The following is a 13,407-nucleotide window of genomic DNA, read 5'->3' on the forward strand; positions in this document are numbered from 1 at the left end:
GCAGCATGAAAACGCCCGGCAGATGCCGGGCGTTTTCGTTCAGCCGTATGGAGGTACAGGCTTCATTTCATCTTGCAGGTGTTGATACCCAGCAAGGGATAGGCCGGGCAAAAACGCAAGACACCGGTCGCCAGCGGCACCACGCCAATCCAGCCCCACAGACCGATCACGCCGGCCAGGCTGAGGGCAATAAGCACCAGACCCACGGCAATACGCAGGCTACGATCGAGCGTTCCAACATTGGCTTTCATCGAGGTTCTCCAGGTCAACACCCGCGCCGGCCTTCCAGCGCGGTAAAGATCAACATGCCGGCGAGCATCGCGGCGACGAACAACAGTGCCTGCCAGTGCCCGGCCAACAGAATGGCCAGCGCCGGCCCCGGACAGATGCCGGCGACGCCCCAACCGACACCGAACAGCAGACTACCGCCGACCAGTCGGGCATCCAGATCGCGCCGGGTCGGTAACTGCATGGCGCCGCCGAGCAACGCCTTGGTACGCCGCTGCGCCAGATTCAGCGGTAACGCAGCCGCCCCAATGGCACCGGCCATTACCAGTGCCAGCGATGGGTCCCAGTCACCCGCCAGATCGAGAAATGCCAGCACCTTTGCCGGATCGGCCATGCCCGCCAGCAGCAGACCGAGGCCGAACAGCAGCCCGGCGAAGAATGCGCTCAGTCTGGGCATATTCAGCCCCCCAGCAGATGACGCAGGACAAAAACCGTAGCGAACCCCGTAGCCATGAAGCACAAGGTGGCCACCAGCGAACGCGGCGACAGCCGGGAAAGGCCGCAAACGCCGTGGCCGCTGGTACAGCCGGAGCCGTAGCGGGTGCCGATACCCACCAGCAGGCCGGCGAGAATCAAGCCGAAGCTGCCGACGTCGAAGTGAACCGGCGGCAACGCGGCGAACATCGCCAAGAGCCCCGGCGCCAGCAGCAGGCCAAACAGAAAAGCCGCTTTTTCACCTCGCCCTTCGCTCTGACGCTGCAGCAGGCTGCCGAGTAGCCCGCTGATTCCGGCCACCCGGCCATTGAGCAGAGCAAACAGCGATGCCGCCAGGCCAATCAGGGCACCGCCCGCCAGCGCGCTCCAGGGCGTGAAGCTGGCCCAGTCGATGCTCATTGCCGGCCCTCGCAGAACAACCGGTAGAGTGTCTCGATGACTGCCAGCGCCGCGGGGCTGCTGATGCGGTAATAGATCTGCTTGCCGTCGCGGCGGGTCTCTACCAGCCCCTCGCGACGCAGCACGGCGAGCTGTTGCGACAGCGTCGGCTGTTGAATGCCGAGCAATGCCTCCAGCTCACCGACATTGCGCTCGCCCTGCGACAGCTGACAGAGCAGCAGCAGACGATCCGGATTGGCCAGCGCCTTGAGCAACTGCCCGGCAGCATCGGCATTGGCACGCAATTGCTGGATATCGATGGATTCAGCCACGAGACACCTTCACTCAATACAATATGTATTTTTATATATTGTATTGAGTGGAAGTGCTACCCATGCTGACCACCGGTTAAAGAGGGGATTGAACGGGCCTTACAAGAGCGCGCCTACCTGAATCAACCGATGCATGCACAGTACAAATCGTGGGAGGGGCTTTAGCCGCGACAAGAGCTCGCCGCTGAAGCGCCTCCCACACGGGGTATCGTCACTCCCAGGGTTACATACGGGCTACCACTGACGCCCTACATGCGAATTCATTAGCGGAGCCCAGAAACGCGAAAACCCGCCTTGGCGGGTTTCCAGGTCGAAGCCAGATGAATCAGGCGTCGGCGTCAGCGGCAGCCTCATAGGCAGCCGCGTCCAGCAGCTTGTCCAGCTCGCCGGCATCGCTCGGCTTGAGTTTGAAGAACCAGCTGCCGTAAGGGTCGCTGTTGACGCTTTCCGGACTGTCGGCCAGCGCTTCGTTGATGGCGATCACTTCGCCGCCCACCGGCGCGTAGATGTCGGAGGCGGCCTTGACCGACTCCACCACACCGGCTTCCTGGCCGGCATTCAGTTGCTTGCCGACTTCCGGCAGCTCGATGAACACCACGTCGCCGAGGGCTTCCTGGGCGTGGTCGGAAATGCCCACGGTCACGCTACCGTCAGCTTCCAGACGAGCCCACTCGTGGCTGGCGGCATAACGCAGATCGGCGGGGATATTGCTCATGTGTCGTTCCTCGTAAGCGATGACGGCAAGCGGGCCGTCAGGACAATTTAGCAGGCCGCGGCAGAAGGGAAAGCCAGCGCCGCGGCCCGATCATTCAAATTAGCGTTTTGCCGTGGCGCACGAAGCTCGGCTTGACCACGCGCACCGGGTACCACTTGCCGCGGATCTCCACCTCGGCACGATCGCCGGTCTGTGCCGGCACCCGTGCCAGCGCGATGGATTTGTTCAGCGTTGGCGAGAAGCTGCCACTGGTGATCTCACCCTCGCCGATGCCATCTACACGTACGACCTGGTGTGCGCGCAGCACGCCGCGCTCTTCCAGCACCAGACCAACCAGTTTGCTCGGGCAGCCGGCGGCGCGCTGCGCCTCCAGCGCCGTGCGCCCGATGAAGTCGCGCGCGACAGGCTCCCAGGCGATGGTCCAGGCCATGTTGGCGGCCAGCGGGCTGACCTGCTCGTCCATGTCCTGGCCGTAGAGGTTCATGCCCGCTTCGAGACGCAAGGTGTCTCGGGCACCTAGGCCGATCGGCGAGATACCGGCGCCGACCAGGTCGTTGAGGAAAGAGGCCACCTCGGTCACCGGCAGGACGATCTCCAGGCCATCTTCGCCGGTATAGCCGGTGCGGGCGATGAACCAGTCGCCTTCGGCCAGCCCCTGGAACGGCTTGAGTTCGTGGATCAGCGCGGCACGTGCCTGGGTCAGCAACTCGGCGACGCGCGAGCGGGCCTTCGGCCCCTGAATGGCAAGCATGGCCAGGTCGCGTCGTTCGCTAAGCTGCACATCGAAATCGCCCGCCTGAGCGTGCATCCACGCCAGATCCTTGTCGCGGGTACCGGCATTGACCACCAGGCGGTAACCCTGCTCCTGGGAAGAAGAGCCGGTGAGGTAGACGATCAGGTCGTCGATCACCCCGCCCTGCTCGTTGAGCATGGCGCTGTACAGCGCCTTGCCGGGGCTCTCCAGGCGCGCCACGTCGTTGGCCAGCAGACGCTGCAGGTAGGCCTGCGCCTGGCTGCCACTCAGGTCCACCACGCACATGTGCGAGACGTCGAACACGCCGCAGTCGCGGCGCACCTGATGGTGCTCCTCCACTTGCGAACCGTAGTGCAGCGGCATGTCCCAGCCGCCGAAGTCCACCATCTTGGCCCCCAGCGCCAGGTGCAGGTCATAGAGGGGGGTGCGCTGTCCCATGGGTAAATCTCCTTCCGGGCTTGGCGAAGCGATTCAGACCCCGAGAAGCTAGCTGCGTTGCCATTGCTGCGTTACAGCCAGACTCAAAATGCTCATGTGCAAAAGCACACTGCGTTTTTTCACCTAGCTGCGCCTTGCACTGGCCGCCTCGGCTCGAGCATTCTGCTTCGCTCTACCTCCTGCATCCATGCAGTCGTCGCCTACGCTTCTCGACACGTCTGCCGGATGGGCCGGCTCGCGAATGGCGCGCATTGTAGCCGCAAGGTGGGCGGGGGTCATCTGACCAAAGGTCGCGCAGTGCTCCCAGCCTTGATCTGTGTCAGCCCAGAGCCGGAACCAGAGGCTTTCAAGCGAAACTGCGGGCCGATCGGCGGATCAGCAGGATCACCGGCAGCAGACCGACCAGCACCAGGGTCAGGGCCGGCAACGCAGCGCGTGCCCACTCACCTTCGCTGGTCATCTCGAATACGCGTACCGACAGCGTGTCCCAGCCGAATGGCCGCATCAGCAGGGTCGCCGGCATCTCCTTGAGCACATCGACGAATACCAGCAACGCGGCCGACAGGGTGCCCGGCAGCAGCAACGGCAGATACACCTTGAAGAACAGGCCAAAGCCGCCAACGCCCAGGCTGCGCGAGGCCTCCGGCAGCGACGGGCGGATTCGTGCGAGGCTGGTTTCCAGTGGCCCGTAGGCGACCGCCATGAAGCGGATCAGATAGGCCACCAGCAGCGCCGACAGGCTGCCCAGCAGTAGCGGCTTGCCGGCACCGCCCAATGCGCTGGACAGCGGTATCACCAGCTCGCGATCGAGAAAGCTGAACGCCAGCATGATCGCCACCGCCAGCACCGAACCCGGCAAGGCATAGCCCAGGTTGCCCAGTGCCACGCCAAGCCGCACCCCCCGCGTCGGCGCCTGACGACGGGCGAACGCCAGCAGCATGGCCACGCCGACTGTGATCAAAGCCGCCATGCCGCCCAGGTAGAGGGTGTGCAGGATCAGCCCGGCATAACGTTCGTCGAGATCGAAGCGACCGCGCTGCCAGAACCAGATCAGCAACTGCAGCAACGGAATGACGAAGGCGCAGGCGAACACCAGGCCGCACCAGGCGCTGGCGGCGAAAGCCTTCCAGCCGTGCAGGTGATACAAGGCCTTGCCACGTGGGCGCTCGTTGGCCGGCCGCGCTGCGCCGCGGGCGCGACGCTCGCCGTAGAGCACCAGGGCCACGGCCAGCAGCAGCAGGCTGGCCAGCTGGGTTGCGCTGGTCAGGCTGTAGAAGCTGTACCAGGTCTTGTAGATCGCGGTGGTGAAGGTATCGAAGTTGAACACCGCTACCGCGCCGAAGTCGGCCAGGGTTTCCATGATCGCCAGCGCCAGGCCGGCGCCGATAGCCGGGCGCGCCATCGGCAACGCCACGCGCCAGAAGGCCTGCCAGGGGCTCTGCCCGAGCACCCGCGCCGCCTCCATCAAGCCCTTGCCCTGCGCCAGGAACGCGCCGCGGGCGAGCAGGTAGACATAGGGGTAGAACACCAGCACCAGGACGATGATCACCCCGCCGGTGGAGCGTACGCGGGGCAACCGAAAGCCGCTGCCGAACCACTCACGCAGCAGCGTCTGCACCGGACCGGCGAAATCCAGCAGGCCGACGAAGACGAACGCCAGCACGTAGGCGGGAATGGCGAAGGGCAGCATCAGTGCCCAGTCCAGCCAGCGCCGACCGGGGAACTCGCAGAGACTGGTTAGCCAGGCCAGGCTGACGCCAAGCAGCGTCACGCCCACACCAACACCAAGCACCAGGGTCACCGTGTTGCCGATCAGCCGCGCCATCTGCGTCTGCCACAAGTGCGTCCAGATCTGCTGATCGACCTCATGCCAGCTCAGCAGCAAGACCGACAGCGGCATCAACACCAGGGCGGCGACGGCTAGGACGATGGGATACCAGCGACGCTGGACGGGATGCGGCACGCGGATTCCTCGATTCCGGAAAAAGACAACGCCCCGGCTAGGCGGGGCGTCGAAGTAAAACAGCCGGAGGCTGCAAGCTGCAAGCTTCAGGCTTCAGGCTTCAGGCTTAAAGCTTGTGGCCTGCAGCCGCTTCACTGCCAGCCGGCGCGATCCATCAGCATGGTGGCCTCGGCCTGGCGCTTGCCGGCCACTTCGGTAGCGATGGAGTCAGCCTTGAAGGTACCCCAGGCGGCCACTTCGTCAGACGGAGCGACCGCCGGGTTGGCCGGGAACTCCTGGTTGACGCCGGCGAAGATGCTTTGCGCTTCCGGGGTGGTCATCCACTCCAGCAGTTTCTTGGCCTGCTCGGCGTGCGGGGCGTGCTTGGTCACGCCGGCACCGGCCAGGTTGACGTGCACGCCGCGGTCGTTCTGGTTCGGCCAGAACGGCTTGACCTTCAGGTCCGGCTGCTCCTTGTGCAGGCGGCCATAGTAGTAGGTGTTGGTGATGCCCACGTCACACTGACCAGCATCGATGGCCTGCAGCAGAGCGGTATCGTCCGGGAACACGTCGGTGGCCAGGTTGTTGACCCAGCCCTTGATGATCTCCTCGGTCTTCTCGGCGCCGTGGGTTTCGATCAGGGTGGCGGTCAGCGACTGGTTGTAGACCTTCTTGCTGGTGCGCAGGCACAGGCGGCCTTCCCAGTTCTTGTCGGCCAGCGCTTCGTAGGTGGACAGCTCTTGCGGCTTGACGCGCTCGGTAGAGTAAAAAATGGTTCGCGCACGCAGCGACAGGCCGGTCCAGCTGTCGGTGCTGGAGCGATACTGAGCGGGGATGTTGGCCTTGATAACATCGGACTGGGTCGGCTGCAGGATGCCCATCTGCTCGGCCTGCCAGAGGTTGCCGGCATCGACGGTAATCAGCATGTCGGCCACGGCATTCTCGCCCTCGGCCTTGATCCGCTGCATCAGCGGCGCTTCCTTGTCGGTAATGAACTTGACCTTCACGCCGGTCTTGGCGGTGTAGGCGTCGAACACCGGCTTGATCAGTTCATCGATGCGCGACGAGTAGACCACCACCTCATCGGCAGCCTGGACAGCAGTTGCCAGGGTACTGAGGGTGAATGCAGCGAGCAGCGCGTTGCGAGCCTTCATGGGACCAGCCTCTTGTGGGTGAGCAAAGTGGCTGAATACTAGTGAATGTTATTTGCCTTCTCAACGAAACCGCGCACGTAATGCTGGCCAGTTGTTACAAGGCATTTTCAGGCCTGTGGATGGCCAGCGAACCGGCCAGGAACACCGCGACGCACGGGCATCCTGACAGCCGCGCGATTGCCCGTGCCCATGGCTCAAGCGCTGGCTCAGGCCTTCGCCAACTCCGGCAGGTCGCCCGACAGCCCGAGGGCCTGACGCACGAACAGCGCCTTGGCTTCGGCCTGGCCGTCGACCAGATCGAGCCCGATGTTGCGCAACAGGCGCAACGGCAGCGGGTCGGCCTGGAACATACGCTGGAAGCCTTCCATCGCCGCCATCATCGCCAGGTTGTGCGGCATGCGCCGACGTTCGAAACGGCTCAGCACGCGCTCTTCGCTCAGGCTCTCGCCACGCTCGACGGCGTGCAGCAACACCTCGGCGAGCACCGCGGCATCGAGCAAACCCAGGTTGACGCCCTGCCCCGCCAGCGGGTGGATGGTGTGCGCGGCATCGCCGATCAGCGCCAGCCCCGGCTCCACATAACGTTTGGCATGACGCTGGCGCAACGGGATGCACAGGCGGCGGTCGGCATGCAGCACCTTGCCGAGGCGATGCTCGAAGGCCTTGCCAAGCTCGGCGCAGAAGGCCTCATCGTCCAGCGCCATCAGCCGCTCGGCCTCGACCGGCACGGTGGACCAGACGATCGAACACCAGTGCTCGCCAGCCGGCCCCGCCAGTGGCAGGAAAGCCAGCGGGCCGTCATCGGTGAAGCGCTGCCAGGCCGTGGCCTGGTGCGGGTGCTCGCAGCGTACGCTGGTGACGATGGCGTGATGCAGATAATCCCATTCACGGGTGGCGCAGCCGGCCAGACGCCGCACCGCGGAGTTGCCGCCATCGGCTGCCACCAACAGCGGCGCGCGCAGCTGACGACCGTCGGTGAGGGTCAGCAGCCAGTCGTCACCGCTGCGGCGCAACTGCTCCAGGCGTGCGCCCGGCAACAGGCCGATCTGGCTGTCGTGCAGGCGCTCGAGCAGGGCATCCTGCACCACGCGGTTCTCGACGATGTGCCCCAGCGTCTCGGCATGCACGCTGGCGGCAGCGAAGTGGATGCTGCCGGTCCCGGAGCCGTCCCATACGCGCATCTCGCCATAAGGGCAGGCGCGCCGTGCGACGATACCTGGCCAGGCGCCGAGGCGCTCGAGGATGCGCTGGCTGGCCATCGACAGGGCGCTGACACGCGCCTCGAACGGCGCCTGCGCCGCAAAGGGCGATACGCTGAGCGGGCCGCCGTCGACCACCAGGATATCCAGGCCGCTGTGCTCGAGCGCCAGGGCCAGGGTGCTGCCGACCATTCCGGCGCCGACGATGATCAGATCCGCTCGCATATTCATTCCTTGGCTGTCACAGACTTCGCGTGCCCATGCCCATTGCCTGCCGGGCGAACCAGCGCTTTGCCGGCGGCAACAGGTCGAGGCCGAGCAAGCCCAGATTGCGCCCGGCGGCCAGCAGCGGCTGGGCGTTGCTGAACAGACGCGTCACCTGGTCGGAGAAACCGACGGTCATTTGCTGATCGAGCTGCTGGCGCTGCCGATAGCGCTGCAGCGTGGCGAAATCGCCCAGTGGCGCCGCGCTGGCGATCAATACTTCAGCCAGCGCCAGGGTATCGCGCAGCGACAGGTTGTAGCCCTGGCCTGCGATGGGGTGCAGGCTGTGCGCGGCATTGCCCAGCACCACCAGATGCGCGCGCACCTGCTCCTGCGCCTCGACCAGGCTGAGCGGGTAGAGGTGCCGTGCACCGACCTGCTGCAAGGCGCCCAGACGATAGCCGAAGGCCTGCTGCAGTTCGCTGAGAAACTGTGCCTCGCTGACGCGCAACAGGCGCTCGGCATCGGCGTTGCTGCGCGTCCAGACCAGCGCGCAGCGGTTACCTTCCAGCGGCAGCATGGCCATCGGGCCGTCATCGGTGAAGCGCTCGAAGGCCTGACCACGATGCGCCTCCAGCGGGCTGACGTTGGCGATCAGTGCGCTCTGCCCATAGGGCTTGCTGCTGACGTTGATGCCGAGCTGTTCACGCAGAGCGGAACGCCCGCCGTCGGCGAGCACAGCCAGATCGCAGTCGAGGGAGGTTTCGTCATTCAGGGTCAGGCGATAACCGTCGTCGAGACGCTGCATGCCGACCACCTCGGCCGGGCAACGCCATTCGATCAGCTCCTGATCCAGCGCCTGCCACAGGCAATGGCCGATCCAGGCGTTTTCCACCACATAACCGAGCGCCGGCACACCTTCTTCGATGGCCTGCAAACGCGTGGCGCCAAAGCGGCCGCGGTCGGACACATGAATCTGCTGAATCGGCTCGGCCCGCTGGGCGATGCTCTGCCACAGGCCGAGGCGTTCGTAGATCAGCCGGCTGCCATAGGACAGCGCGGTGGAGCGGGCATCATAGCTGGGCTGGTAATCACTGCCCGGGGCGAAGGGTTCGATCAGGGCGATGCGCCAGCCGCGCTGACGCGCAGTGTCCTGCAGGGCCAGCGCCAGGCTGGCGCCCACCAACCCGCCACCAATGATCGCCAGGTTCACGCGGGACATGGGCTCAGGCCGCCTCGGTGCGCGCGGCAGCCATCAATGCCTCGATCTCGGCGACCGTCTTGGGCACACCGCCAGTGAGAATCTCGCAGCCCTTCTTGGTCACCACCACGTCATCCTCGATGCGCACACCGATGCCGCGCCATTTCCTGGCGACCTTGTCGTTGTCGGGAGCGATATAGATGCCAGGCTCGACGGTCATTGCCATGCCCGGCTCGAGCACGCGCCATTCACCGCCGACCTTGTAGTCGCCGACATCGTGCACGTCCATGCCCAGCCAGTGGCCGGCGCGGTGCATATAGAAAGGTTTGTAGGCCTCAGTGGCGATCAGCTCGTCGACATCCCCGCTTAGCAGTCCCAGCTCCACCAGCCCGGCGGTGATCACCCGTACGGTGGCTTCGTGGGCTTCGTTCCAGTGCTTGCCCGGGGCGATCTCCTTGAACGCCGCCTCCTGCGAGGCCAGCACCAGTTCGTAGATAGCCTTCTGTTCAGGCGAAAACTTGCCGCTGACGGGGAAGGTGCGGGTGATGTCGCTGGCATAGCAGTCGATCTCGCAGCCGGCGTCGATCAGTACCAGGTCGCCGTCCTTGAGCGGCGCATCGTTCTCGCGATAGTGCAGGATGCAGGCGTTTCTGCCGGCTGCGACGATGCTGCCGTAGGCCGGCATCTTCGCCCCGCCCTTGCGAAACTCGTAATCCAGCTCGGCTTCCAGGTGGTATTCGAACAGACCGGCGCGGCTGGCCTGCATGGCGCGAATGTGCGCGCGCGCGCTGATCTCAGCGGCCTCCTTCATCACCTTCACCTCGGCGGCCGACTTGTACAGGCGCATGTCGTGCAGCAGATGATCGAGGGCGACGAACTCGTTCGGCGGCGTGGCGCCCTGACGCGCCTTGGCGCGGATGTGCTTGACCCACTCCATCAGCCGATGGTCGAACTCCTGGTTGAAACCGATGGCGTAGTAGACGCGCTCGCGGCCTTCGATCAGCCCGGGGAGGATGTCGTCGATATCGCCGATGGGAAAGGCATCGTCGGCGCCGAACTTGCTGATCGCTCCGTCCTGGCCGGCCCGCAGGCCGTCCCACAGCTCGCGCTCGGGATCGCGCTCGCGGCAGAACAGCACGTACTCGCCATGCTCACGACCGGGAATCAGCGCCATCACCGCCTCCGGCTCGGGAAAGCCGGTGAGGTACTGGAAATCGCTGTCCTGGCGGTAGACGTGCTCGACGTCGCGGTTGCGGATGTACACCGGCGCAGCCGGCAGGATGGCAATGCTGTTGGGTTCCATCTGCGCCATCAGCGCCTTGCGCCGACGGGCATATTCGGACTTGGGGATGCTGATCAAGGCAGGCTCCGACGGGCAATCAGTGCAGGGAGGGTTTGGCGGCAGGCGCGGCGGGCTTGGCACACTCGGTGAACAGCAGCAGGGGCGCCACGCGCAGGTACTCCATGACCTCCATGTAGTCGCTCTCGCCATCTTCGGACTCTTCCAGGGCGCTCTGTACCTGGGCGATGGCAGAGAGATCCCGCAACACTTCCATGGCCTCGGCGCTCAGTGCGCCGTCGCGGGCGGTCAGGCCGAAGCCTGCCAGAAAGCCCTGGCACCATTGACCCAGCGCGGCTGCGCGCTGCGCCAGCGGGGTTTCGTCATCGGGCAACAGCAGCACTACGGTGATGTCCTCGCTGCACAGCTCGCCCTTGACCATCTCCTGCAAGCCGATCAGCGCCTGACGCACGTTGTCCTGCGGCTCACCGCCGAGCAGGTCGGCAGCGTCGAGCAGCCAGGCATCGGCGTCGAAGCCGGCGCCGGCGCAGCTACGGCCGAGTAACAGGCCATGCAGTTCGGCAGGAGAAACGGAATACCCGGCGCTGTTCAACAGAGCGGCGAAGGCGGCGTAAGGAGAGCTTGGAATCGACATAGATAGCTAGGCGCCAGGCGGCGCAATCTCTAGAATGGAGGCCTCGTATCCTAGCACCGGCAGGCGCGCCAAGACCATCCGAGGCCGCCGGTGTGATGCCGCCACGTGCATCACACCACTGCCAAGCATGGTTTGACCCATGACCGGGACAAGCCTATATAGTCCAGCCATTCCCTCCCATAGCGAGAGCCCATGGAAGACGCCGAACTGCACGCATTGACCGCCAAGCTGGAGCTGCTGATCCAGCGTGTCGAGCAGCTGAAGGCTCACAACCGACTCCTGCTGGCGAATGAACAGGCCTGGCGCGAGGAACGCGCCCATCTGATCGAAAAGAACGAATTGGCCCGGCACAAGGTCGAATCGATGATTTCGCGCCTCAAAGCCCTGGAGCAGGACTCATGACCCAGTCGAACACCGTGACCGTCCACATTCTGGACAAAGAATATTGCATCGCCTGCCCGCAGGACGAACGCGCCAACCTGGAAAGCGCTGCCCGCTACCTGGATGGCAAGATGCGCGAGATCCGTACCAGCGGCAAAGTGATCGGTGCCGACCGCGTGGCCGTGATGGCGGCGCTGAACATCACCCACGACCTGCTGCACAAGCAGCAGCGTCTGGACCAGGACGCCAGCTCCACCCGCCAGCAGGTGCGCGATCTGCTCGATCGCGTCGACCAGGCACTGGCCGACGACTCGGCGTCCTGATCAGCAGCATGCCCGCCTGTTCGTCGCGGGCCGCCCCTCAGCGTCTCTATTGGGGTATACTGGGCGCAACTTCCTGGTGTGTGCGCCAGTCGGTGATGTCCCTGAGCCGATACGCACAACCACGGGGGTTGCACGTTGGGGCCGGTGTGCATGTCCGCCTGACGGAAAGCCTTAACGCCTCCTGCAACCTCCACCTTGAACTTTCGGGTTCAAGGGCTAAACCGACAGCGGCACGCCGGGAAGTCATCATCTCCCCCTGTAGCCACCGCTACCTGTCTCGCTCGATCCCTCTTTCATGACCACTTCTGCCCCCCTCAGTCGCCCGCAACTGCGCCGTGTGCTGCGCCAACGTCGACGCGCACTCAGCCGCAGCCAGCAACGTATTGCCGCGCGCAATCTGTACCGGCAACTGGTGCAGAGCCCGGCGTTTCGTCGCGCCAGGCATATCGCGCTGTACCTGCCCAACGATGGCGAAATCGATCCGCGCCCGTTGCTGGCTGCCGCGCAGAAAAGCGGCAAGCACACCTACTTGCCGGTGCTCAGCGCCTGGCCACGCACCAAGATGGTGTTTCAGCGCGTCACTCGGCACGAGAAGTTGGCGGGCAATCGCTTTCGCATCCTTGAGCCGCGTCCGCAGCCCAAACGTCAACGCAAGGTCTGGGCGCTGAATCTGGTGCTGCTGCCTTTGGTGGGCTTCGATGATCGCGGCGGTCGCCTGGGCATGGGGGGCGGCTTCTATGACCGCAGCCTGGCTTATCTGCATAGGCGCAAAAATTGGCACATGCCGACGCTGCTGGGCCTGGCACATGAATGTCAGCGCGTGGACGAATTGGCGATGGCCAGCTGGGACGTGCCCTTGCAGGCGACGGTGACGGACAAGGCGTGGTATTGAGGCGAGCGATGCAGCGCCGCACTCCCTGCGGCGCTTACGCTGGCAGCCGGCGAATCAGGGCTGCTGCGTTACATTGATCGGAGCGTCGCTCTGGCGCTCCCACAGACTCTGGGTGTAACCGGTGGTAACCACACCCAGGCTGAACAGTACGACGAGAACCCACAAAAGATCTGGCTTGCGTTTCATCTATTGCCTCCCCCTTCAAGGCAATGCGCGCGTTGGTCGAGCGTTATTGTTGTGTGCAACAGAACGGCGCCAGGCGTTTAGCCGGGCATTTTCCGCCAGTAAAAAGCGCTACGCAATTTCCGGCGCCAACCGACTGTCGGAGATATCTACCCAAACGAGCGTCCGCTTACGGACAGACCTGCAGGAGCAAAGTTCATGCCTTATTGGTTGATGAAGTCCGAACCCGACGAACTATCGATCCACGACCTGCAGCGACTCGGCAAAACGCGCTGGGATGGCGTGCGTAATTACCAGGCGCGCAATTTCATGCGGGCGATGAAACCGGGCGATCTGTTCTTCTTCTATCACTCCAGTTGCCCGCAACCCGGCATCGCCGGTATTGCGCGCATCGCTGGCGAAGTTTATCCGGACCCCGCCGCGCTGGACCCGCAAAGCCATTACCACGATCCCAAGGCCAGCGCCGAGAAGAACCCCTGGAGCGCCCTGGATGTGGAGTTCGTCGAGGCCTTCGACGAGGTGCTGCCCCTGCAGCACCTGAAGAACAACCCGCTACTCGCCGACCTGGCATTGGTTCAACGCGGCAGTCGCCTGTCGGTGATGCCGGTCAGCGAAGCCCAGTGGCAGGCGATTCTCACCATGCGTTGAGCGACG

At 64.4% G+C, this 13,407-nt stretch carries 17 protein-coding genes and 1 other RNA gene; 5 read left to right on the top strand and 13 right to left on the bottom strand.

Features of this window, described 5'->3' with window-relative positions; all coding sequences use genetic code 11:
• Nucleotides 1-62: 62 nt before the first annotated feature.
• From DXK50_RS02360 to DXK50_RS02415, 12 genes are all read right to left on the bottom strand, one after another.
• On the bottom strand, nt 63-251 hold the full coding sequence (locus DXK50_RS02360) for a YgaP family membrane protein (RefSeq protein ID WP_161865718.1): 189 nt from the start codon (nt 249-251) through the stop codon (nt 63-65).
• A gap of 14 nt (nt 252-265) precedes the next feature.
• Nucleotides 266-685 (bottom strand): DUF6691 family protein, encoded by a 420-nt coding sequence (locus tag DXK50_RS02365; protein WP_212629216.1) that lies wholly within the window; start codon nt 683-685, stop codon nt 266-268.
• 2 nt (nt 686-687) lie between these two features.
• Nucleotides 688-1,122 (bottom strand): YeeE/YedE family protein, encoded by a 435-nt coding sequence (locus DXK50_RS02370; RefSeq protein WP_212629217.1) that lies wholly within the window; start codon nt 1,120-1,122, stop codon nt 688-690.
• Complete coding sequence (locus DXK50_RS02375; RefSeq protein ID WP_161865715.1) at nt 1,119-1,433, bottom strand: ArsR/SmtB family transcription factor; 315 nt, start codon at nt 1,431-1,433, stop codon at nt 1,119-1,121. Before DXK50_RS02375 ends, DXK50_RS02370 begins: the two co-directional genes overlap by 4 nt.
• Before the next feature lie 325 nt (nt 1,434-1,758).
• A complete protein-coding gene (gene gcvH, locus DXK50_RS02380; RefSeq protein WP_161865714.1) occupies nt 1,759-2,148 on the bottom strand; it encodes a glycine cleavage system protein GcvH in 390 nt (129 codons plus the stop codon).
• Between the two features lie 94 nt (nt 2,149-2,242).
• Nucleotides 2,243-3,340 carry a glycine cleavage system aminomethyltransferase GcvT gene (gene gcvT, locus DXK50_RS02385; protein WP_161865713.1) on the bottom strand — a complete coding sequence of 366 codons (1,098 nt, stop codon included), beginning with the start codon at nt 3,338-3,340 and terminating at the stop codon, nt 2,243-2,245.
• 346 nt (nt 3,341-3,686) lie between these two features.
• Nucleotides 3,687-5,303: an ABC transporter permease gene (locus DXK50_RS02390; protein WP_212629218.1), complete on the bottom strand. Its 1,617-nt coding sequence runs from the start codon at nt 5,301-5,303 to the stop codon at nt 3,687-3,689.
• 131 nt (nt 5,304-5,434) lie between these two features.
• Entirely contained in the window at nt 5,435-6,436 is a 1,002-nt protein-coding gene (locus tag DXK50_RS02395) for an extracellular solute-binding protein (protein WP_161865711.1), read from the bottom strand.
• 206 nt (nt 6,437-6,642) lie between these two features.
• The gene (locus DXK50_RS02400; RefSeq protein ID WP_212629219.1) at nt 6,643-7,860 is read right to left on the bottom strand and encodes a 2-octaprenyl-3-methyl-6-methoxy-1,4-benzoquinol hydroxylase; all 1,218 of its coding nucleotides are present in this window, start codon (nt 7,858-7,860) and stop codon (nt 6,643-6,645) included.
• Nucleotides 7,861-7,876: 16 nt separating this feature from the next.
• Nucleotides 7,877-9,061 (bottom strand): 2-octaprenyl-6-methoxyphenyl hydroxylase, encoded by a 1,185-nt coding sequence (gene ubiH, locus DXK50_RS02405; RefSeq protein ID WP_212629220.1) that lies wholly within the window; start codon nt 9,059-9,061, stop codon nt 7,877-7,879.
• 4 nt (nt 9,062-9,065) lie between these two features.
• Nucleotides 9,066-10,400, bottom strand: a complete 1,335-nt coding sequence (pepP, locus tag DXK50_RS02410) for a Xaa-Pro aminopeptidase (protein ID WP_161865708.1) — start codon at nt 10,398-10,400, stop codon at nt 9,066-9,068.
• A gap of 19 nt (nt 10,401-10,419) precedes the next feature.
• On the bottom strand, nt 10,420-10,974 hold the full coding sequence (locus DXK50_RS02415) for a YecA/YgfB family protein (protein ID WP_212629221.1): 555 nt from the start codon (nt 10,972-10,974) through the stop codon (nt 10,420-10,422).
• 192 nt (nt 10,975-11,166) lie between these two features.
• Here DXK50_RS02415 and DXK50_RS02420 point away from each other — a divergent pair, with 192 nt between their 5' ends.
• From DXK50_RS02420 to DXK50_RS02435, 4 genes are all read left to right on the top strand, one after another.
• Nucleotides 11,167-11,376, top strand: a complete 210-nt coding sequence (locus DXK50_RS02420) for a TIGR02449 family protein (protein WP_013713533.1) — start codon at nt 11,167-11,169, stop codon at nt 11,374-11,376.
• Complete coding sequence (locus DXK50_RS02425; RefSeq protein WP_024306451.1) at nt 11,373-11,678, top strand: cell division protein ZapA; 306 nt, start codon at nt 11,373-11,375, stop codon at nt 11,676-11,678. Before DXK50_RS02420 ends, DXK50_RS02425 begins: the two co-directional genes overlap by 4 nt.
• A 67-nt stretch (nt 11,679-11,745) precedes the next feature.
• A non-coding RNA gene (gene ssrS, locus DXK50_RS02430) (6S RNA) lies at nt 11,746-11,924 on the top strand.
• Between the two features lie 49 nt (nt 11,925-11,973).
• Nucleotides 11,974-12,570 (top strand): 5-formyltetrahydrofolate cyclo-ligase, encoded by a 597-nt coding sequence (locus DXK50_RS02435; protein WP_212629222.1) that lies wholly within the window; start codon nt 11,974-11,976, stop codon nt 12,568-12,570.
• Between the two features lie 54 nt (nt 12,571-12,624).
• On the opposite strand, the gene DXK50_RS25115 is transcribed toward DXK50_RS02435, so the two are convergent.
• The gene (locus DXK50_RS25115) at nt 12,625-12,756 is read right to left on the bottom strand and encodes a hypothetical protein (protein ID WP_013713530.1); all 132 of its coding nucleotides are present in this window, start codon (nt 12,754-12,756) and stop codon (nt 12,625-12,627) included.
• A 195-nt stretch (nt 12,757-12,951) separates the two neighbouring features.
• Between DXK50_RS25115 and DXK50_RS02440 the strand changes: the two genes are divergently transcribed.
• Nucleotides 12,952-13,401: an EVE domain-containing protein gene (locus DXK50_RS02440; RefSeq protein ID WP_212629223.1), complete on the top strand. Its 450-nt coding sequence runs from the start codon at nt 12,952-12,954 to the stop codon at nt 13,399-13,401.
• Nucleotides 13,402-13,407: the final 6 nt, after the last annotated feature.

Origin of the sequence: Pseudomonas sp. KB-10 (genome assembly GCF_018221585.1) — a bacterium.
Classification (GTDB): Bacteria; Pseudomonadota; Gammaproteobacteria; order Pseudomonadales; family Pseudomonadaceae; genus Aquipseudomonas; species Aquipseudomonas yangonensis.